Annotated in this window: 20 protein-coding genes; 12 read left to right on the top strand and 8 right to left on the bottom strand. The window is 38.9% G+C overall.

All coding sequences use genetic code 11. The features are described 5' to 3' along the window. Positions 1-18: 18 nt before the first annotated feature. The 5 genes from pgaD to ppsR all read right to left on the bottom strand — a co-directional run bounded on the left by pgaD (position 19) and on the right by ppsR (position 7209). Complete coding sequence (gene pgaD, locus AC52J8_RS06740) at positions 19-477, bottom strand: poly-beta-1,6-N-acetyl-D-glucosamine biosynthesis protein PgaD (RefSeq protein WP_005073598.1); 459 nt, start codon at positions 475-477, stop codon at positions 19-21. Beyond that, positions 474-1721 (bottom strand): poly-beta-1,6-N-acetyl-D-glucosamine synthase, encoded by a 1248-nt coding sequence (gene pgaC, locus AC52J8_RS06735; RefSeq protein WP_086399135.1) that lies wholly within the window; start codon positions 1719-1721, stop codon positions 474-476. The genes pgaD and pgaC overlap by 4 nt, the downstream gene beginning before the upstream one ends. Continuing rightward, a complete protein-coding gene (gene pgaB, locus AC52J8_RS06730) occupies positions 1721-3547 on the bottom strand; it encodes a poly-beta-1,6-N-acetyl-D-glucosamine N-deacetylase PgaB (RefSeq protein ID WP_496538901.1) in 1827 nt (608 codons plus the stop codon). The genes pgaC and pgaB overlap by 1 nt, the downstream gene beginning before the upstream one ends. Further along, positions 3547-5985 carry a poly-beta-1,6 N-acetyl-D-glucosamine export porin PgaA gene (gene pgaA / locus AC52J8_RS06725; protein ID WP_032005413.1) on the bottom strand — a complete coding sequence of 813 codons (2439 nt, stop codon included), beginning with the start codon at positions 5983-5985 and terminating at the stop codon, positions 3547-3549. The genes pgaB and pgaA overlap by 1 nt, the downstream gene beginning before the upstream one ends. A 387-nt stretch (positions 5986-6372) precedes the next feature. Then, positions 6373-7209, bottom strand: coding sequence for a posphoenolpyruvate synthetase regulatory kinase/phosphorylase PpsR (ppsR, locus tag AC52J8_RS06720; RefSeq protein WP_002119749.1), 837 nt, complete (start codon positions 7207-7209; stop codon positions 6373-6375). Positions 7210-7356: 147 nt separating this feature from the next. On the opposite strand from ppsR, the gene ppsA reads away from it, so the two are divergent. The 12 genes from ppsA (at position 7357) to alr (ending at position 19776) form a co-directional block, all read left to right on the top strand. Further along, positions 7357-9744, top strand: a complete 2388-nt coding sequence (ppsA, locus tag AC52J8_RS06715) for a phosphoenolpyruvate synthase (RefSeq protein ID WP_005803576.1) — start codon at positions 7357-7359, stop codon at positions 9742-9744. A 64-nt stretch (positions 9745-9808) separates the two neighbouring features. Beyond that, positions 9809-10564 carry an RDD family protein gene (locus AC52J8_RS06710; protein WP_002119677.1) on the top strand — a complete coding sequence of 252 codons (756 nt, stop codon included), beginning with the start codon at positions 9809-9811 and terminating at the stop codon, positions 10562-10564. Positions 10565-10880: 316 nt separating this feature from the next. After that, positions 10881-11933, top strand: coding sequence for a ubiquinol oxidase subunit II (gene cyoA / locus AC52J8_RS06705; protein WP_002119579.1), 1053 nt, complete (start codon positions 10881-10883; stop codon positions 11931-11933). A gap of 3 nt (positions 11934-11936) precedes the next feature. Further along, positions 11937-13928: a cytochrome o ubiquinol oxidase subunit I gene (gene cyoB, locus AC52J8_RS06700; RefSeq protein ID WP_005068497.1), complete on the top strand. Its 1992-nt coding sequence runs from the start codon at positions 11937-11939 to the stop codon at positions 13926-13928. A gap of 4 nt (positions 13929-13932) precedes the next feature. Continuing rightward, on the top strand, positions 13933-14553 hold the full coding sequence (gene cyoC, locus AC52J8_RS06695; RefSeq protein WP_016140562.1) for a cytochrome o ubiquinol oxidase subunit III: 621 nt from the start codon (positions 13933-13935) through the stop codon (positions 14551-14553). Further along, positions 14553-14882, top strand: coding sequence for a cytochrome o ubiquinol oxidase subunit IV (locus tag AC52J8_RS06690; protein ID WP_000094534.1), 330 nt, complete (start codon positions 14553-14555; stop codon positions 14880-14882). Before cyoC ends, AC52J8_RS06690 begins: the two co-directional genes overlap by 1 nt. Before the next feature lie 10 nt (positions 14883-14892). Continuing rightward, positions 14893-15771 carry a heme o synthase gene (gene cyoE / locus AC52J8_RS06685; protein WP_002119614.1) on the top strand — a complete coding sequence of 293 codons (879 nt, stop codon included), beginning with the start codon at positions 14893-14895 and terminating at the stop codon, positions 15769-15771. A 181-nt stretch (positions 15772-15952) separates the two neighbouring features. After that, on the top strand, positions 15953-16336 hold the full coding sequence (gene rpsF / locus AC52J8_RS06680; protein ID WP_002119610.1) for a 30S ribosomal protein S6: 384 nt from the start codon (positions 15953-15955) through the stop codon (positions 16334-16336). A gap of 11 nt (positions 16337-16347) precedes the next feature. Beyond that, positions 16348-16575 carry a 30S ribosomal protein S18 gene (gene rpsR, locus AC52J8_RS06675; protein ID WP_000090661.1) on the top strand — a complete coding sequence of 76 codons (228 nt, stop codon included), beginning with the start codon at positions 16348-16350 and terminating at the stop codon, positions 16573-16575. A gap of 8 nt (positions 16576-16583) precedes the next feature. After that, positions 16584-17030 (top strand): 50S ribosomal protein L9, encoded by a 447-nt coding sequence (rplI, locus tag AC52J8_RS06670; protein WP_000382591.1) that lies wholly within the window; start codon positions 16584-16586, stop codon positions 17028-17030. 197 nt (positions 17031-17227) lie between these two features. After that, a complete protein-coding gene (dnaB, locus tag AC52J8_RS06665) occupies positions 17228-18673 on the top strand; it encodes a replicative DNA helicase (RefSeq protein ID WP_002119718.1) in 1446 nt (481 codons plus the stop codon). A 32-nt stretch (positions 18674-18705) separates the two neighbouring features. After that, positions 18706-19776 (top strand): alanine racemase, encoded by a 1071-nt coding sequence (gene alr, locus AC52J8_RS06660; protein WP_086399138.1) that lies wholly within the window; start codon positions 18706-18708, stop codon positions 19774-19776. A gap of 59 nt (positions 19777-19835) precedes the next feature. Here alr and AC52J8_RS06655 read toward each other — a convergent pair whose 3' ends face one another. From AC52J8_RS06655 to AC52J8_RS06645, 3 genes are read right to left on the bottom strand one after another with little or no spacing between them, the layout of a single operon-like run. Further along, positions 19836-20570: a proteasome-type protease gene (locus AC52J8_RS06655; RefSeq protein WP_002119721.1), complete on the bottom strand. Its 735-nt coding sequence runs from the start codon at positions 20568-20570 to the stop codon at positions 19836-19838. 16 nt (positions 20571-20586) lie between these two features. Then, the gene (locus tag AC52J8_RS06650) at positions 20587-21366 is read right to left on the bottom strand and encodes a transglutaminase family protein (RefSeq protein WP_063099172.1); all 780 of its coding nucleotides are present in this window, start codon (positions 21364-21366) and stop codon (positions 20587-20589) included. A 2-nt stretch (positions 21367-21368) separates the two neighbouring features. Further along, positions 21369-21965, bottom strand: a complete 597-nt coding sequence (locus AC52J8_RS06645) for an alpha-E domain-containing protein (RefSeq protein WP_063099173.1) — start codon at positions 21963-21965, stop codon at positions 21369-21371. Positions 21966-21985 lie beyond the last annotated feature (20 nt).

Genomic DNA, 21985 nt, shown 5'->3' with positions numbered 1-21985 from the left:
TAGGCCATGCTTTTTTATTTACTCATATTTTTGCAAATTACCATGATCATCGTAATGCAAAATGATGCGCTGTTTTTCTTGCAAATCATTTAGCATGTCGGAAGTAACTGAAAATTGGGCCGCTAATAATTCTACAGAACTATTAGGTGCCTTAGCACGTCGGTCCTCACCACTAAACCTAATCCAGTTATAACTTGCCCATAAAATTAAAATAAGCGCGCTAATTCCGATCATTAATGCTAAATGTAATAAGGTCTTAACTTCTGATAAGTGGTCTACCCAGACGTAATCATAAATTAAGTGACCTTCAAAAACCCATAAAAACAGTGAAACCAACGGGAAAAGCAACCACATTAAACAAATCCAGCCAATGGTTTGTAATGTATAGTTTGCTGTTTTATTTTTGACATATTCCGGCTGATCAATATATTCAGGGATATCTAAAGTCTCTATATCCTTATTTTCCTCAAGTTTCATGGGTTATCTCCACGGAAGCCTCGGTCTGGACTTACCCAACGGGCACGTTTTTTTGTGTTAAATAAAGTTTTTGGTACCGCAACAACACTTGTAAACAAAGTCAGTAGCCAGAAAAATAACGGGTACCAAATTACCCAAAAGTAATTTCTAAAAAAACGCCCTCGGTCATAACGATGATCAATCCACAAACTCACTAAAAACTGGATCAAACATGTTCCGCCTAGTATTACCCCGTACCACTGTGGCATAAGCGTTTTGATCTGCCATTGCTGAGGCAGTTCAACAAATAATCCAACAAAAAAAAGCGTGAAGATCATGATCATCACATAAGACCAGATAATACTGACTAGCGCTTCAATCATGACTGGCCACATTCTGCGAACACGCAGTTTGAACATTTGTGGAATATATTCTATAAGAACCTCTACCCCACCTTGTGCCCAACGAAGACGTTGCTTCCATAGACCTTTAAATGTCTCAGGCATATAGATATAGCAAAGCGCTTGCGGAATATACTGAATATCCCAATGGTCGAGCTGTAACTTCCATGAAATATCAATATCTTCGGTAATTTTATCGTCAGACCAAAACCCGACTCGAACGAGTGCAGTTTTACGAAATGCTGCAATCACTCCAGACACGGTAAAAATACGACCATATGTACGTTGTGCACGTTTAATCAAACCAATAATCGAAGAAAACTCACCAACCTGTAATTTTCCTAAAATACTAGATCGGTTTAAAATTCGTGGATTACCAGTTACAGCACCAATTCGCGGGAAGTTAATAAATGGTTGCATTAACCAAAGTACCGCATGCGGATGCAACAACGCATCTCCATCGATACAAACAAGATATTCGTATTTACTAACCAGTACTCCCGATCTTAAAGCTACAGCCTTACCCTGATTTTCTGCTAAGTGTACAACCCGAAGTCGTAAATCTTGCGCTGACAATTCATCTAGAATTTCGGCGGTCCTATCACTACTTCCGTCATTAACAGCAATGACTTCAAAATTAGGATATTTGGTTTGTAGCGCATAACGAATTGTTTGGCGTACTTGCGCTTCTTCGTTAAAACACGGAATGATGATACTGCATCCTTCACCTGTAGGTTCAGGAAGCGCTTGTTCGCGGTATTCTCTTTTAAAGAAAAACCAAAGTCCCCCTACCATCCATGTCCAAGCCATCAGTAAGGGATATAAAAAGGCAAAAGCAAACAGAATATCGAGTAATACCCTCATTACTTTTTCCCCTCTACCAATCCAGCAAAAGGCTGATACATCACAGGGCTAGCATTCAGACTAAGCGGATTATATAAGTACTGATGAACATCTTTTGATTTTTCAAAGTCATAGCTATCAATACCGAATTTCTGGATTCCTACTCGCTGAGTCGAAAAGAGTCCTTGCTGAACCTCTTCCCAAGCATTTTTTTGCGAATTTTCTGGTAATACTAAAGTCAGCATTATTCTTTGCTTATCATTTTGATCAAGTGTATTTAAGAGCGTTAACAACTGATTAAATTGTTTTTTCTTACCAATCACATCAAACTTCAAATTGACTAAGTCATGTTGCATTAAAAGCGTTTTTATAAGCTCAGGTAGATTTTCGATATGGTCTAAATCAGGTGTAAGCAATAAACTAAACTGTGCCTGATTACTCATATTTAAATAAGGCTTGACCGCTTTTTTAGTCAATTGACTCAGTTGTTCAAGCTGTTTTGATTGTTCAATGCAACTGCTTTCTTGCACGGTTGTTTTTTGCATTGCGCAATTTAAAGATGATCCTGCATTAAGCTGAATACCACTTAAATTACTGTTAAAACGTGCAATATCTTTAGCCAAATCTACAGCTAAAAATGGTTTATCTTTTTGCGGATAAGCAGGCAATTCTAATATTACAGATTGGCCTGCACGAGTTTGAGCCTGCCATAAACTACGATTTAAAATATCTTGTTGAACAGACATTTTATTTGTAGGGAAATAGGCAACATCATATTGCCCATCTCCATCTGTGTCTTCCAAAGGCTTTAAGATTAAAGCGTTGTTTTTCAAGCTATACAGTTTTGATAACAACTGCCCAAGTTTTTCATCAGTTTGAGTATTTTGCTGTGCTGCTAACTGCTTTAAGTCCATGCTCACAAAATGACGTGGCTGCTTAAATAAATCTGACTCTTCGAAATTCAGAATATTTAACATGCCTTCTGTCAGTTGTTCGGCTGTGGGGTTATTAATGACTAAGCTACGCTTAAAAGTTGAGTCACTCACGCGATTCATACCATCACGTCCTAAACTGAATGAGAACTGAAAACCAGCCTGTTGTGCCAGCTTCTCTAACTGCTCATTCACGGCGCCATAAGGCCAAATAATTGCTTTAGGATTAACCCCTACTTCTTTTTTCAAAACTGCATAAGATTTTTTTAAATCCTGCAAAATACGTTGTTGATATTCTGCATCGGTTTCATAACGTGATAGCGATTTTAAATAAGCATAAGAAGTTGCAGCAGGTTGCTCATTGCCTTGAGGATTGGCTAATACCCCATGATGTAAATCATCGCTATGGCTTGCAAACTCGGCTAACCCAGATGCTTGCATTTCACGAACTTGAGCCCAGTTCACCAAGTTACCTTGACCATAGGCTTCATAACCCGCTTTTGTATTACCATTCAACCAACTTGTTGGAAGAGCAAAAACTGCTGGAATTTTATATTGCTTCAGCAAAGGAAATACTCGGCTATAACTACTTAAAGCACCATCATCGAAGGTAAGTAGAATAGAGTTATGAGGTAATTCTTTACCTTGCTTACGAGCCTCTTCAATATCTTTTAAGCGAATCGGTTTCCAATCAGACTGACTGAGCCAATCAAGAAATTGCGCCAGATTATTGGTCTGAATCGCATAAACATCATGGTCCCCTTCCTTAAACACGTCATCTCGCACATCATGAAAAGTTAACGAAACCGTATGATTTTTTGGTAGTTCAGTCTCAATGCGGGCATAGGCAAATTGTACGGGTAATAATGTTGAGGCAAACACACAGCTCAACATTTTTGACATCATATTATTCATTAAAAACGCCCTTCAAATCCGAAAATACCGTAGGTATGTTGTTCATCATGACCATCATATGGATGGTATTGCCAACCAATTCCATAATTAAGTTGCCAAGTCCGCGAGAGCTGCCATTGATGTTGATATTGCAAAGAATATGTTGGTCGAGCGGAGTAATCTGCTTGTTTATATAGCCCTACTCCAGCTTCAAAATGTTGTTTAAATGAGCGTTCGTACTCTCGCCAAGTGACCCAGTCATGGCTTAAATTCAACTCGGCACTGTAATGATTGCTTGGGCTAAAGTAAGCAGTCTGATCTTGGCTATTGCTGCCATAAAATCCACGAACGGTTCCGTAAGTAATATGGTGAGGCGCATCAAATAATCGCTCACGCCAAAAAGTAGAAAATTCTTGTTGTTTATTACCGTCACTTATATCGGTTAAGCCATAGCTCGCTCCAATTTGGCGTGACTCATCTTTTTGCCATGTCAAAGCAGCACGGTAAGCTTGTCCATCCTCACCAGCATCAATTGCTTGTAATGGAATATTAGCCTGACTGTCATATTGCAATTGATATTGCCAGTGGTCGTTTAACCATTGCGACCAATCAAGACGAACACCTGCTTGGCCACCATCTGTACTTTGCGACAAAATTGCCGACAATGCCTTACGGTTTGCTTGCCACTCAGCACCAACACCGTAACGTTGGTCATGCACATCACCAAAACGGTATTCACCGTAACGATCTTGATGCCAAGCAAATAGACGATAATTATCTTTAATCCAAGGGCTATTAACACGAGTTTCCATTTCTCGATCTTTTAAGCCATTTTGCCCACTCACAGAATCGCTATTTTCTGCTTTACTATGGCCCCAAGTTGTAGAGTGCGAGATGGTTGCTCTATCACGATCATCCAACTCTTTTCGACTTTTAATTACACCACTATCTTCAGGATAATATTGCAAAAGATTTTCTGTACTTTTGCGCCACTCAGGAATATCTCCTAAAGCCTGAGCATTTTGCATTTGGTTAATACGCGTATCTTTAGCAACGGGTGTTAAACCATTTAAACGAGCAATTGTTTGCTTTGCCTGTAACGGTTTATCTCTCCAGCGCTCAACACGAGCAAGGTTGTTAATTAAACCTTCATTAGCAGGTGCAAGATCTACTTGTTTTTGAAAATGCTTTTCTGATTTATCCAAATGATTTGCATAAGCTAAATGCATGCCTTGTAAAGCAATATAATCATCACGATCAGGATGGCTTGATTTATCTACTCCCTTGGCTTGGCTATATTTATACGTAGGGATTAAACGATCAACCTCACTTAAAAGTTGTTCAGCTTGCTTATATTTTTCTTGTTCAATATAAGAATAATAAAGCCCCGTATATACCGTCATATCTGAGTAGTTTTTTTCGGTAAGTAAGGTTTTAAACGCGAGTTCAGCCTGCTTAGGTTGTCTTTCAGCTAAATAACTATCAGCAATCGCATGACGAACATAAGCCGGTAACTTTTCTAACGGTACATTTAATTTAGTAAATTCATCTAATACCGTACGGCTGCGCCCACGAAAGTCCAAAGCATACAAATAGTCATAATGAAATCTTAAATAATTAGGGTCTGACGGTTGAATCAAAGGCTGTATTTGCTCACCTTGTTTCAACACAGCATCAAGCTCAGCAAAGCCTTCACTATCCGACATGCCTTCCCGATTCAAATATTTATAGCGAGTAATTGCGTTATTTACACGTTGAGAAAACTCGCTGACTTTTAACCAGTGTTGTAACGATTCTGTTTGCACATTTTTATCGCTGGCAAGCAGCAACTGCTGAGCTTTTTTATAAGCGCCTACAGCCGCCAAGTCGTAAATATATTCTTGCAAAACCGTAAAAGATTTTGGTTGTTGTTGATAAGCTTGCTCGATTGCAGATAAAGCATCTACAGGGGAATTAATAAGTCGATATGCATAAGCAATTTGAACAAATTGATCAGCTGTAAGATTTTTACTCTTAATACCTGATAAATGCACCTTAGCATTTACAGGGTCTTTAGCCTCAGCATATAGAACCGCTAATAAAATCTGCCCATCAGATGTCTTTTGAATATTAAATTTATTCGACCACTCAATTGCATCTTTAAAGTGTTTAAAATCACGAAAATTACGTATTAATGGTAGTTGCCCATATTCTGGAAAATTCACATAATTAACATTTGTTAAATGCTGAGAGAAGGTTAATAAATCTCTTTTTTCACTTGACATGACAACTAAATAATCAGCTAATAATTTTTGGTCATGCGGGTACTTATTTAGCAATTGTTCTAATTGCAATATTGCTTGTTGAGTTTGCCCAGTTTTGTAAGTGTGAATAGCTTGCTCTCGCAATTCATCTACTTGAGCAGCATATAAATTAAGAGGCAAGATATATACCAATGAAAAAACACATTTTTTTAGCATTTTGATAATCGGATAGTCCCATATCGAGGTGGGAAATTATAATTAAAATCAAAAACCAATCACACAACATTAAAAAAGTGTGATCTATTTAACATTTTATAAATTATGGATTTTTCATGAATGATTTTCTAAAATATTTATAAAAAATAAAGAATTACTATTTTTATGTGCAATAAAAAACATACACTTCTTTTCAATAGTGTTATTTAAATTTACAAACGAGTTTCAAAATAACTACGGGCTTATAACCAATAAGAACTATTTAATAATATTTAGTTTTATATATAAAACTTTAATTTTTCTCTGTGATATATATAAAAAAACCATTCAACTTATCTATAAATTAATATACAAAAATTGAATGGTTAAAATAAACAATTGATTAAATTAACCAATACGACGTTTTAATCCTGTCATTTGTAAAATACGAGTTGAAATCTCTTCAATCGACATTTCGGTCACGTTTAAATATTTAATGCCTTCTGAAATATAAATCCCTTCAATTGCTCTTAGCTCCATTTGGCATTGGCTAAAACTTGCATAACGGCTATTCGCTTTACGTTCACTACGAATTGCGACCAAACGCTCAGCATCAATCATCAAACCAAATAACTTGCTACGATGAGCTCTTAATACTGCTGGTAAACGGTTATCATCTAAATCTTCTTCAGTTAATGGATAGTTTGCAACGCGAATACCGAATTGAAGAGATAAGTAAATAGAAGTCGGTGTTTTACCCGAACGGGAAACTCCAATTAAGATTAAATCCGCTTTATCGTAATGACGAGTACGTGCCCCATCATCATTATCAAGCGCAAAATGAACAGCATCGATACGGGCTTTATAATATTCAGAATCGGTTACCGCATGAGTCTGCCCAACCAATGTTGTTGGTGGTGTTCCAAGCTCTTGTTCAAGTTTACTAATTAAACCTTCAAACACATCCAGATTAACCGCTTTAGCCGTATTAATAATCTCTCGCACATGCGGATCGACTAAAGTATCGAATACTAAAGGTAGGCAACCATCTTTGGTTTGGCATCGATTAATCTCAACCACCACATCCATTGCCGCCTCTTCAGTTGTAATATACGGCATGATGTGAATATCAAAATCTACATTGGGAAATTGTGCTAATAACGAATGTCCAAGAGTCTCGGCAGTAATTGCAGTTCCATCAGAAATAAAAAAAACACTCCGCTTAAATTGTTTACTTTCTGACATTAAAATTCTCCTTAAACATTTGTCTTAGTGCTATATAATCTTTATAGTAAACTGATCTTACATGACTGTCGCTTAGTATAATTCTCAACTAAGCACTTTATTTTTATAATTTCATGCCAAGATAGACATTAATACTGCAAAAGTGGAGTGAAAACTTTGGAAGCGCGCGTAATCGGTCTAGAAAAATTAGGGAAACACGATGTCGAACTCGTAGGTGGGAAAAACTCATCTTTGGGTGAAATGATCAGCCATTTATCAAATGCTGGTGTATCGGTACCTGGTGGCTTTGCAACTACTGCTGCTGCCTATCGTGAGTTCTTAGACCAAAGTGGTCTTAACGCTCGAATTCAAGCAGAACTTGCTCAACTCAACGTCGATGACGTAAATGCTCTTGCAGAAACAGGCGCTAAAATTCGTCAATGGATTGTAGAGACTCCACTCACTGCAACCTTAGAACAAGAAATTCGCGCCGCTTTTACAGCACTTTCTAACGGCAACCCTGACATCGCGGTTGCCGTTCGTTCATCTGCAACTGCTGAAGATTTACCAGATGCTTCTTTCGCGGGTCAACAAGAAACTTTCTTGAATATTCGCGGTATTGATAACGTACTTATTGCGATTAAAGAAGTATTTGCTTCTTTATATAATGACCGTGCAATTTCTTATCGTGTGCATCAAGGTTTTGATCATGACATCGTTGCACTTTCAGCGGGTGTTCAGCGTATGGTTCGTTCTGAAACTGGCGCTGCGGGTGTAATGTTTACACTTGATACAGAATCTGGTTTCCGTGATGTGGTATTTATCACTGCATCTTACGGTTTAGGTGAAATGGTTGTACAAGGTGCCGTTAACCCAGATGAGTTTTACTTATCTAAACCATTATTAAATGCAGGAAGACATTCTGTTTTACGTCGTAACCTTGGCTCTAAACACCAAAAAATGATTTATGGTGAAGAAGGTTCCGCGGGTAAATCTGTTGTTGTTGTTGATGTTGAAAAACAAGATCGCCAACAATTCGCTTTAAATGACCATGAGTTACAAGAGTTAGCTAAACAAGCGCTTATCATTGAGCAGCATTACGGTGCGCCAATGGACATCGAATGGGCAAAAGACGGTGATGACGGTCAAATTTATATTGTTCAAGCTCGCCCTGAAACTGTAAAAAGCCGCCAAAATGTAGGCACTATGGAACGCTACCTTCTCAAACAAAGAGGTACTGTTCTTTGTGAAGGTCGTTCAATTGGTCAACGTATTGGTTCTGGTAAAGTCCGTATTGTTAACTCAATTAAAGAAATGGACAAAGTTCAAGAAGGCGACGTTCTTGTATCTGATATGACCGATCCTGACTGGGAACCGGTAATGAAACGTGCTGCTGCAATTATCACTAACCGTGGTGGTCGTACATGTCACGCAGCAATTATTGCACGTGAACTTGGTGTACCAGCGATTGTAGGTTGTGGTAACGCAACAGAAGTATTAACTGACGGTCAAGAAGTAACTGTTTCTTGTGCTGAAGGTGATACAGGTTTCATTTACGAAGGTGCTTTAGATTTTGAAGTTCAACGCAACTCAATCGAATCTATGCCTAAGCTTTCGTTCAAAATTATGATGAACGTAGGTAACCCTGACCGTGCATTTGACTTTGCTCAAATTCCAAACGAAGGTATTGGCCTTGCTCGTCTTGAGTTCATCATTAACCGTATGATCGGTGTGCATCCAAAAGCCCTACTCAACATTGACAGCCTACCTCGTGAAACTCGTGCTGCGGTTTTAACTCGTACAGCGGGTTATGCTTCACCTGTAGATTTCTATGTTGAAAAATTGGTTGAAGGTATTGCAACTCTTGCTGCTGCATTTGGTGACAAGCCAGTTATCGTTCGTATGTCTGACTTCAAGTCAAACGAATACGCAAACTTAATTGGTGGTAAGTTATACGAGCCTGAAGAAGAAAACCCGATGCTGGGTTTCCGTGGTGCAAGCCGTTATGTATCTGATAACTTCCGTGATTGTTTTGAATTAGAATGCCGCGCACTTAAGAAAGTTCGTGACGAAATGGGTCTAACCAATATTCAAATCATGATTCCTTTTGTACGCACAGTATCTGAAGCGAAACGTGTTATTGAATTACTTGCACAAAATGGCTTAAAACGTGGTGAGAACGGCTTAAAAGTAATCATGATGTGCGAATTACCAACTAACGCTCTGTTAGCTGAACAATTCTTAGAGCACTTCGATGGTTTCTCTATTGGTTCTAATGACTTAACTCAGTTAACGTTAGGCCTTGACCGTGACTCAGGTATTGTTTCACACTTATTTGATGAACGTGATGCAGCTGTTAAAGCTCTTCTTTCAATGGCAATCCATGCCTGCCGTAAAGCAGGTAAATATGTAGGTATCTGTGGTCAGGGTCCTTCAGACCATCCAGATCTTGCAAAATGGTTAATGGAACAAGGTATCGAATCTGTCTCTCTTAACCCAGACTCAGTTTTAGATACATGGTTCTTCCTTGCTGAAGAAAAAATCAAGCAAATCTAATATGTTATAAAAAAAGGCCCATCCGTGGGTCTTTTTTCATCTTTAGAATAGAGAATTTTTATTTATGCAAATTTACTTGGCACGTAATAATCAACAAGCTGGGCCTTATACTTTAGAACAAGTAAATCAAATGTTGGCTAGCCAACAAATTTTGTTAACTGATTTAGCTTGGCATGAAGGCATGACAGAATGGAAAGCTTTAGGAGAATTAACCCAAGGTAAACTTGTATATCAACCTATCGGTTATTCTGTACCTACAATAAACACGAATACATCAACTAATGAAACTATTCGTCAAATTCGTGTAGAACCTAAAGTTCATGAACTTGCGTCTATTCCGGCTCGGGCTTTAGCAAAAATTATTGATTTATTGCTTTGGCTACCAATCGCTGCAATTCCTTCTTTTTTCTTTAATGAAGCTCAATATAAGCAATTATTCGAGTTGCAAAAACAGATGCAATCTGCCGAAGTCGCATCGACTAAAGCTGCAGAATTGCAACAACAACTTTTTACTTTAATTCCAATAGAAGCTTGGCATTCAATGCTTCTTTACGTCGTAATTATGCTTGCAATTCAAGCCGTTCTTTTAACAAAGTTTGGTCAGAGTATAGGTAAGAAAATCGTTGGAATTAAAATTGTAGATGCTGAGGACAATAGCAAGGTTAATTTAACTCGCATCTTCTTATTAAGAAGTATTGTTTTTATCATATTAAACTTACTGTTTATGCCGATCAGTACAATTATTGACTACGCTTTTGCATTAGGACAAAAGCGACAAGCTTTACATGACAAAATTGCAAGAACAAAAGTGATCAAATGATAGTGAATGACTCATTCATTTAATGTCTAAAAAAAGAGGAGGCACCCTGCCTCCTTTTTTCTATAGTGAGTTGATATTTAAATAAAAGCTCTATTGAAATCACATACCCTACAAAAAAAATCGGGTTTTAAAACAATTATTTCAGCCTACTTTATGTATAGCTTAGTTTGTCGATATGAGGCATAATGCCCTACAACGTAGCGGTGTCATATAATTGAGAAGTCTAAATTTAAGGATTAGCGTTCTCAATCATGCGACACTTTAATCGCTATCCCATATTTAATTAGGGAATGGGACTCTTCACCGAGGTTGTAAAATGAGACAAACGATTTTAGCTGTATTGTCTTTATCAACGCTTGCCGCACTTTTGACTGGGTGTGGTGGTGATATGGTACTTCTAAACTCTAAAGGTCCAGTTGGTCAAGGTCAAAGTGACCTTATGATGACTGCGATCTATTTAATGTTACTTGTGGTGATTCCTTCAATCATCATGGCATTATGGTTTGGTTGGAAATATCGCGCGTCAAATAAAGATGCAGACTATAAACCTACATGGGCACACTCAACTGCAATTGAAGTTGTAGTATGGGGTATCCCTGTCATTATTATTGGTATTTTAGCTTGGTTAACTTGGTGGGGTTCCCACAAGTATGACCCATACCGTCCTTTAGAATCAGATAAAGCACCTTTAACTATTCAGGTTATTGCTGAACAGTTTAAGTGGATCTTTATTTATCCTGAACAAAACATTGCAACAGTTAACGAAGTACGTTTCCCTGAAAAAACTCCGTTAAGCTTTAAAATCACTTCTAACTTTACAATGAACTCATTCTTCATTCCACAGTTAGGCGGCCAGATTTATGCAATGGCAGGTATGCAAACTCACCTTCATTTGTTAGCAAATGAAACTGGTGTATATCGTGGTTTCTCTTCTAACTACTCAGGTTACGGTTTCTCTCAAATGCGTTTCAAGGCGCATAGTGTTACAGAGCAACAATTCAACGAATGGGTAGCAGCGGTTAAAGCAGGTAATGGTTCAACCATTAACCCAGAAGCAGTTCAAAAAACTACGCTTGACCAAGCTGAATTGGCAACCTTACGTGATGGTAACCGTTCTAAGCATCAGATCGAGCATTTAGTAAATCGTGCTAAAGCTGCTGGTGATGAAAAAGCAGTTGCTGAAGCTGAAGCTATGAAACCGTTCCCGACTAAGCCACACCCTGTGACTTATTACTCTACTGTTGAGCCTAAATTGTTTGAAACAATTATCAACCACTATATGAGTAACTATCATGGTGTTGACCACTCTGCTGAACACGCAACAGCTGACACTCATGCTGCAGCTGAACACGCTGCTCAAGGGGAATAAGACATGGATATGATTTTTGGTAAACTGGGTTGGGACTCTATCCCGACAGAGCCAATCGTACTTGTCACCATGGTCCTTATGGCAATTGGTGCAATTGCAGTGCTTGGCGGTATCACCTATTTCAAAAAATGGGGATATTTGTGGAATGAGTGGTTTATTACGGTAGACCATAAAAAGATTGGTATCATGTATATCATCGTATCTGTTGTCATGCTTCTGCGTGGTTTCGCCGATGCGATCATGATGCGTTTACAACTTTTCCTCGCTAAAGGCGGCGGCGAAGGTTATCTACATCCTGACCACTATGACCAGATCTTCACCGCACACGGTGTAATCATGATCTTCTTCGTAGCAATGGGTCTCGTTGTAGGTATGATGAACATCTCTGTACCTTTACAGATTGGTGCTCGCGACGTTGCTTTCCCATTATTAAACTCTTTAAGCTTCTGGTTATTCGCTGGTGCTGCTGGTTTGATGATGCTTTCACTTGTGTTAGGTGAATTTGCTGCGACTGGTTGGATGGCTTACCCTCCTCTATCTGGCATTCAATATTCTCCTGGTGTAGGTGTTGACTACTATATCTGGGCACTTCAGGTTTCTGGTCTAGGTACGCTTTTATCTGGTGTTAACTTCTTCGTTACCATCATCAAAATGCGTGCACCTGGCATGAAATTAATGGATATGCCTATTTTCACGTGGACTTCACTTTGTACGGCTGTATTAATCATTGCATCATTCCCTGTATTAACAGGTACTCTTGCAATGCTTACTCTTGACCGTTACTTCGGCTTCCATTTCTTCACAAATGAGCTTGGCGGTAGCCCAATGCTTTATGTGAACTTGATCTGGACATGGGGTCACCCTGAAGTATATATCTTGGTATTACCAGCATTTGGTCTATACTCAGAAATCGTTGCAACCTTCTCTCGTAAAGCGTTGTTCGGTTACAAGTCTATGGTGTATGCAACTATCGCGATTACTGTTCTTGCGTTTGTTGTATGGCTTCACCACTTCTTCACCATGGGTGCTGGTGCGAACGTTAACGCGTTCTTCGGTATCATGACCATGGTTATTGCGATTCCTACTGGTGTGAAAATCTTCTCTTGGTTATTCACCATGTATAAAGGTCGCATCACCTTTACTACTCCAATGTTATGGACGCTTGGCTTCCTTGTAACATTCGGTATCGGTGGTTTAACTGGTGTACTTATGGCTGTTCCACCTGCGGACTTCTTGGTACACAACTCATTATTCTTGATCGCTCACTTCCATAACGTAATTATCGGTGGTGTGGTGTTTGGTATGTTTGCCGGCATCATTTACTACTGGCCAAAAATGTTTGGTTGGAAGCTCAACGAAGCATGGGGTAAAGCTGCGTTCTGGTTCTGGTTCTTCGGTTTCTATTTTGCATTCATGCCACTTTATATCCTTGGTTTCATGGGTATGACTCGTCGTTTGAATACATATGACAACCCTGAATGGGATCCGTACCTTGCGATTGCATTATTTGGTGCTGTTCTTGTTGCGATTGGTATTGCATGTTTCTTAATGCAAATCATCGTTGGCTTCTTACAACGTAAAGACAACATGGACCTTACTGGCGATCCATGGGATGCTCGTACGCTTGAATGGGCGACCTCTTCCCCTGCTCCGTTCTATAACTTTGCGCATGAACCAGATGCAAGCGGTATCGACCGTTTCTGGACTGACAAAGAAAATGGTGTAGCATACGCACGTAACACTAAATATGAAGACATCCACATGCCGACTGATCGTGCTGCTGGTTTTGTCATTGCAATGTTCATTACTCTTCTTGGCTTTGCACTCATCTGGCATATTTGGTGGCTCGTTGTTGTTTCATTCGTTGCAGCTGTTGTTAGCTTGATCGTAAGCTCATTCACTAAGAATGTTGACTACTACGTTCCTGCTGCTGAAGTTGAGCGTATTGAAAACGAACGCTATGCTTTACTTGAAAAACACTTGAAGAAGGACTAAGGAAATGGCTGAAGTACTTCATCACGACAACCACGGCCATGACGGTCATCATGAACATGATGATACAGACTTAACGGTTTTTGGTTTCTGGACATACTTGATGAGTGACTTGATTCTTTTCGGATCACTCTTCATTGCGTTCGCTGTATTAAGCAGTCATGTTCCAGCAGGGACTCCAAGTGCATACGACCTATTCCATGAATCATTAGGCTACGTGTTAACTGAAACATTTGCCTTATTGATTTCATCGGTAACTTTCGGTTTTGCTGTACTTGCATCTTATAAAAAGAATGTAAATCAAGTTATTACTTGGTTATTTATTACATTCCTTTTTGGTGCGACCTTCATCGGTATGGAACTCTATGAATTCCATCACCTTGTAGAAGAAGGTCATGGTCCAACTCACAGTGCATTCTTATCATCGTTCTTTACTTTGGTTGGTACACACGGTATCCACGTAACTTCTGGTTTAGTGTGGATGCTAGTATTAATGTATCAAATTAAAACTAAAGGTTTGACTTTACCGAATACACGTCGTCTTGCTTGCTTAAGCTTGTTCTGGCACTTCCTTGACATCGTTTGGATCTGTGTATTCAGCGTCGTTTACTTACTGGGAGTTCTCTAATGAGTAGTCATGAGCATAATGCTGCTGGTGCGTCACACGGTAACTTTAAGCAATACACTGTTGGATTTATCCTTTCTGTTATCCTCACTATCATCCCTTTCGGGATGGTGATGGCGGGTGGTTTCAGTCGTGGCCTTTTAGTTACAGTGATTGCAATCACTGCGGTTGCTCAGGTTCTTGTACAACTTGTGTACTTCTTACACATGAATACATCATCTGAACAACGTTGGAATATGATTGCATTCATCTACACAATCCTATGTATCGCCGTACTTTTAATCGGTTCTGTGTGGATTATGAATTACCTTCACTACAATATGATGATCTAAACTGATTGTCATGTTGAGAAAATATCTATTCCTGACTAAACCAGGAATTCTCTTCGGTAATTTCATTACCACCTTGGGCGGCTTTTTCTTAGCCGCCCAAGGCTCTATAGACATCTTATTATTACTTCTCACCCTACTTGGAACAACTTTAGTTGTGGCTTCTGGTTGTGTGGTTAATAATGTTATAGATCAAGATATTGATACAAAGATGCAGCGCACTCAAAATCGTGCTCTTGTTAAAAAAACAATCTCTCCTACTGTTGCGCTGATATATGCATTAGTGCTTGGAGTAATTGGTTTTAGCATTTTATGGTTTGGTGTAAATGGTTATGCATTTTTGTTTGCAATGATTGGTTTTATTGTCTATGTCGGTTTTTATAGCTTGTGGACCAAACGCACCTCAATCCATCAAACCGTCATTGGTAGCATCTCCGGAGCGAGCCCTCCTGTTATTGGTTATACAGCAGTAACTCATCAATTTGATGTGGCAGCCCTGCTTTTGTTTTTAGCATACGCTTTATGGCAAATGCCTCACTCTTGGGCAATTGCAATTTATCGTTTTGATGATTACAAAAATGCGGGAATTCCAATTTTGCCTGTAGCACGTTCTATTTATCGTACGAAAATTGAATGTGTAATCTATATCCTATTATTTGCAGCTGTTTTGAATGGGTTATATTGTTTTGGCTATACCAATGTATTCTTTTTAATTACTTTTAATGCTTTGACTGCATATTGGTTATATTTATCAGTTATTGGATTTAAAGCCGAAAATGATCAATTGTGGGCTAAACGTTTTTTCCTGTACTCGGTCATATTAATTACCCTGTTAAGTTTGAGCTTTAGCTTTACCTATCAATCCCCTGCTCCAAATCTTCCTCTCTTTTAAACAAGAGAGGATTTCCTCTTTATAGTAAAGAAGTTTTACTTTTCTGATCAAAAGATTTGTTTTTAGTCGAACTTTTACCTATAATTCAGCCTTCGCAAATTTTGCGACATAACTTATTAAGTTATGACTCCTTGCTTCTAATTTTTTTATTAGGGGCTGTTTAAACCGTAAGGAGCTGACAATGCGTCATTACGAAATCGTACTTTTGGTACACCCAGACCAAAGCGATCAAGTTGTAGGTATGGTTGAACGCTATATCTCTCAGATCAAAGAAGCTGAAGGTCAAATTCACCGTTTAGAAGATTGGGGCCGTCGTCAATTGGCTTACCCAATTAACAAAATTCACAAAGCGCACTACATTCTTATGAATGTTGAATGTGGTCAAACTACGCTTGATGAGTTAGAAGAATTATTCCGTTATAACGACGCGATCATTCGTAACCTTATCATCCGTCGTGAACACGCAATCACTGAAGAGTCATTGCTTGCTAAGAGTGCTGAAGAAAAGCGTGCGCGTAAAGCTCAACGCGAAGAAGCACAGCAAGTTGCTCAAGAAGCTGAATAAGGAGAACATCAATGGCACGTTTTTACCGTCGTCGCAAGTTCTGCCGCTTTACAGCTGAGAATGTTGCGTACATCGACTACAAAGATATCGACACTTTAAAACAGTACATCACTGAAAACGGCAAGATTGTTCCTAGCCGTATCACTGGTACTAAAGCTCGTTATCAACGTCAATTAGCACTTGCTATCAAACAAGCTCGCTATTTGTCTTTGATTCCGTACACTGACAACCATAAGTGAGGTGATCTGTGGACGTTATCTTATTACAACGCATTAAGAACCTTGGTAAATTAGGCGATAAAGTATCAGTTAAAGCTGGTTACGGCCGTAACTTCCTTATCCCTCAAGGTAAAGCAGTTGCAGCTACTGAAGCTAACACTGCTGCTTTTGAAGCTCGTCGTGCTGAACTTGAGAAGCAAGAAGCTGAAGTTTTAGCTGCTGCTCAAGCACGTGCTGAACAATTGAATGAAGTTAACATCGTTATCACTGCTAAAGCTGGTGACGAAGGTAAACTCTTCGGTTCTATCGGTACTCGTGACATCGCTGACGCATTAACGAATGCTGGTCTTACAGTTGACCGTGCAGAAGTTCGTTTACCAAATGGCGCGCTTCGTCACACTGGTGAATTCAACATCGCAATCCAATTGCACCATGATGTTGTTGCAGAAGTTCTCGTTACTATCGTATCTGAGTAATTTCTCATCAAAAAAAGAGCATGCTTTTGCATGCTCTTTTTTTATGTTTCAAATTTTAAAATAAGATATATTAATTCCTGATCAGTTCTTCAGTTTAATTGGTTTTTTAATTAGGTAGTTTATTTAATTTTGTTTTAAGATAGTTCTCGGCTTTACAGCCTCTTTGTGTACACCTTTCTTTATCATCAGGTCTAATTATGTCTCAGGCGAATGCCACTTCTTTAGCGCTTTCATCTCCAACAGAAAATAAAACGAGTGAATCAGGCCAACTTAAAGAGTTTCGCACTCCCCCACACAATTTAGCTATTGAACAAGCTGTTCTAGCTGCCCTGATGACAGTTGCCGAATCTTTCGAACAAGTTAACGATGTACTCAAAGAAAATGATTTTTACGCGACTCGCCATAAATATATTTTTCGTGCAATCGAGAAATTAGCACAAGAAAACTCACCTTATGATGCTGTCTTAGTAAGTGACTGGCTCTTAAAACAAAATTTACTAGACGCTATTGGTGGCGAAGAATACTTAATGCAGCTTATGGCTGACTCACCTTCAAGTTTCTATAACTTAGAAACCTATGCTACTAAAATTAAAGAGTTTTCTACGCTTCGTAGCATGATTAAAGTTAGTACTGAAATTTTACAAAATGCTTATGACACGAAAGGCCGCGGTGTTAGTGAAATTTTAGACTTAGCTGAAACAAGTATTTTCTCATTAGCAGAACAGCACAATAACAATAAAAAAGATGCTGGTCCTAAATCTATTAGTTCTGTTACCGCCGACGTAATTAGTAAGCTTGATGAGCTTTCAAAATTAGATGGCAACATTACAGGTTTAACGACTGGCTTCTTAGAACTTGATAATAAAACATCTGGTATGCAACCTGGTGACTTAATTATTGTTGCTGCACGTCCATCGATGGGTAAAACTACTTTTGCCATGAATCTGGTTGAGAGTGTTTTGCAATATAACAAGTTACCTGCTCTGGTCTTTTCGATGGAGATGCCAGCAGACTCGATTGCAATGCGTCTTATTTCCGCAATGGGTAAAGTTCATCAAGGACATTTACGCTCTGGTAACCTCGATGCAGATGAATGGACCAAGGTGACTGGTACAATTTTGCAGCTTCAGCAAATGCATTTGTATATTGATGACTCATCAGCCCTACCTCCAACTGAACTTCGTGCCCGTGCTCGTCGTGTTGCCAAAATGCATGATGGTAAAATCGGTTGTATCATGGTCGATTACTTGCAGCTCATGAAAGTCCCGGGCATGGGTGATAACCGTGTAGGCGAGATCTCGGAAATTTCACGTAGCTTAAAAGCATTAGCAAAAGAGATGCAATGCCCTGTTATCGCACTTTCCCAGCTTAACCGAAGTCTGGAAAACCGTCCAAATAAACGCCCTGTAATGTCCGACTTACGTGAATCCGGTGCGATCGAGCAGGATGCCGACTTAATTATGTTTATTTACCGTGATGAGGTTTATAACAAAGAGTCAAAAGAGGCCGGCACTGCAGAAATTATTATTGGTAAGCAGCGTAACGGTCCAATTGGTTCAGTTCGTCTTGCTTTTGAAGGTCAATATACTCGATTTAGTAATCTCTCTCCTGAGTATTACAGCCAATATGATGATGAAGAATAAGCTCTATCTCTAGCCCAAAGGAGTAAATGAGGGTGCGCCAAGCAACAGTTTATATTGACCGCAATGCACTTCAATATAACTTAAACCGTGTCAAACAACTCGCAACAAATTCAAAAATTGTAAGTATGGTAAAAGCCAATGCTTATGGACATGGAATCAAAGACTGTTTAGCAGCCTTAAATGCATCAGATGCCTTTGGTGTCGCCTGTCTACAAGAAGGTTTGGAAATTCGTGAATTAGGATTTCAACAGCCTGTCACTTTAATTGAAGGGGTATTTTCTGAAGATGAAATGCCAATTGCAATTAAACAAAAATTTGAATGTGTCATTCACCATCAACAACAGTTTGAATGGTTGATTAAACACAAACAAGCGTACATCAACCAAGGTTTAAAAGTCTGGGTTAAACTTAATAGCGGGATGAACCGGTTAGGTTTTAAAAACCCAGAAATTATTGAAGTTATTAAGGCTTTAAAATCTGAAGGATTTACTTGTGTACTTGCGATGCATTTCGCAAATGCAGATGTAGACCATCCACTTAACGAGCAACAAAAACAACAATTTCTACAAATTAAACAAGCTTGTGATCCAGTTTTAGCTTCTTGCTGTAACTCTGCTGCTATTTATAAATGGCCAGAGTTACATTTTGATTATGTTCGTCCGGGTATCATGCTTTACGGCGCCTCGCCTTTTGCAGATCAAACAGTTCATGATCTTGACTTAAAACCAGTGATGACTTTTTCAGCAGAAGTGATTGCACTCAATCATATTCAAACTAATGAACATGTCGGTTATGGATCAACTTTCTGCGCTACGCAAGCAATGGATATCGCGATTGTTTCTATAGGTTACGGTGATGGTTATCCACGAGCTTATATTAAACAAAACTATGTCGCTATCGATAAACAACTCTGTGCGGTTGTAGGGCGAGTGAGTATGGATATGATTGCAATCGACGTGACAGGCATGAAAGTAAAATTAGGCACTCCAGTTGAACTCTGGGGTCCACATCGCTTAGTTGATGATGTTGCGGATGCAAACGGAACGATAGGATATGAATTACTCTGTCGCTTAAGTAATCGCCCCACTCGTAAAAGCACTTAAATAATAAAATATAAAAAAATCCAAGCATGCTTGGATTTTTTTATTTAAACATTCAAAATTTATCGCCAGTAATCATCTGTAGGCTTTGGCATTTCCTGTAATCCCCGACGAAGAGTATCTGACCATTGTTTACTAATCTGTGAGAAATAAGGATCATCTTCGGTAATTCGTTTTCCCATGGGAATAACAAAGCTATCTTTAATGTAGACCAATGCATCGAGTGGTAAGCCAACAGAAACATTTGAACGCAAAGTCGAATCAAAAGAAATCAGGCTACAACGTAATGCATCGTCTAGTGGCATTGCATAATATAAAGCTCGATCCAGAATAGGCTTCCCATATTTACTCTCACCTATTTGAAAATAAGGTGTATCTGTAGTTGCGCAAATGAAATTGCCTTGTGGATAGACATTATAAAGTTGCATGTCACCACCCTTAATCTGCCCACCTACCAAAATACTACAGGCATAATTCATTTGTTCTTGGGTGTCCGAACTAATATCCTCTAAAACAGTTTTTAAGGTTTTGCCAATTAGTTCAGCCGCCTCAAACATCGTATTAACACTATATAGATTAGGCTCTTGCTGCAAAGTCAGAGCATTTTGCAAATGACCTATAACAGCTTGCGTTGTTGCTAAGTTACCTGCAGTTTGCAAGGCAATAAAACGTTCTCCGGTAACGCCGAAAGTATGCAGTTTTCGGAACACAGAAATATGGTCAACTCCTGCATTGGTTCTTGTGTCACTAATAAACACTAAACCTTGTTCCAATCTTAACGCACAACAATAGGTCATTTCATTCTCTTTACATTCAACATGCCAACACTTGTACCACAGACATCATGTTCTCAACTCCACCTTGCTCTCTTACGCCACGAATAGGTGCCACATCGAGATAGTCACGCCCTACTGCAAGGTAGATGTGATGTTTGGGTGTAAACAACTGATTGCTTACATCAAAACAATACCACTGATTTTCTAAAAATACCTCCGCCCAAGCGTGACTGGCCAGGTGCGGATAGTTTTGATCAAATAGATAACCAGAGACATAACGTGCAGGTAATTGTAGCGCACGACACATCGCAATTAAAATGTGAGCATGATCTTGGCATACACCTTGACCCGCATGAAATGCTTCAATCGCAGTTGTCTGAACCGAAGTACTTTCAGGCTGATAAAGTATTTTTTGCAAGATATATTCGCTTAATAACGCAATATGCTGTCGATCCTTGACCACTACAATATGTTTGGCAAAGTCCAACATTTCCGAATCACATCGAGTTGCACCTGTCATCTGCAAAAACAAATTTGTAGGTGTAGAGAGATCTACACAACCCATTTCTACATTTTGAAGCTCAACAATTCCTTGGGCCATAAATGTAAGATGCTGGTATGGATAACGCTGACTAGCCGTCATCCATACATTGTTAAATATATCTCTCTTTATTGTTTTATCACCCGGCACGCTAATTGCCCAATTCATAACATGTTGGTGAGGCGATGTTTGAGGCATCATTTTAATATACTGAATGCTGTTCCGAGCAGTTTCAGTATAGCTATAATGCGTTTGATGATTAACCATCAATTTCATAATCAGCCCTCAAACATATTTTCCAACTGCTGTGTAAAATTATAGTAAGCGTCCCACGTAAGTTGCTGCTTTAGTGCTTGCCAATTTCCATCTATATTTTCCCAATTCAAATTAGCGAGCTGTTGCACCACAATATCTAGCTCTGTTATGAGAACAGATAAATCTTCTCCAAAACGCAGTTCTATATCAAATTGCTCTATTTTTTGGCCTAAATGCAAAAATAAACGAACATCTTCATGTTCCGCTTCTAGTATTCGTGTGCATTGTTCGACTGCTTTACTCAATGCATCAGGTTGAGCTTGAAGCGTATTAATCACATTATTTAATTCTGCATAAGCATGTGATGACAAAATACCTCTTAGTTCCTGAATATTATCTTTAGCAATAATGAGCTGGTTCAGTAATGAAAATGTTTGCTTCTTGTCTAACATATAGTGATTTAGTAATTCAGCATTTTCTATGACCAAACCAAATGCTGCTGCAAATCTTGTTGCTTTCTCATCTTCTGTAAAGGGTAAATGAGAGGCTGCAAATTTAACTCGCATCAAATATCGACCCAACCAATATATTTGATGCGCACTCGAATTGAGTAAAACCATAAAGTTCCTCTTTAACCCAC

This window comes from Acinetobacter sp. S-1 (assembly GCF_059579785.1).
Note: the sequence above shows the minus strand (reverse complement) of the source record. Positions and strands in the feature narration are given on the sequence as shown.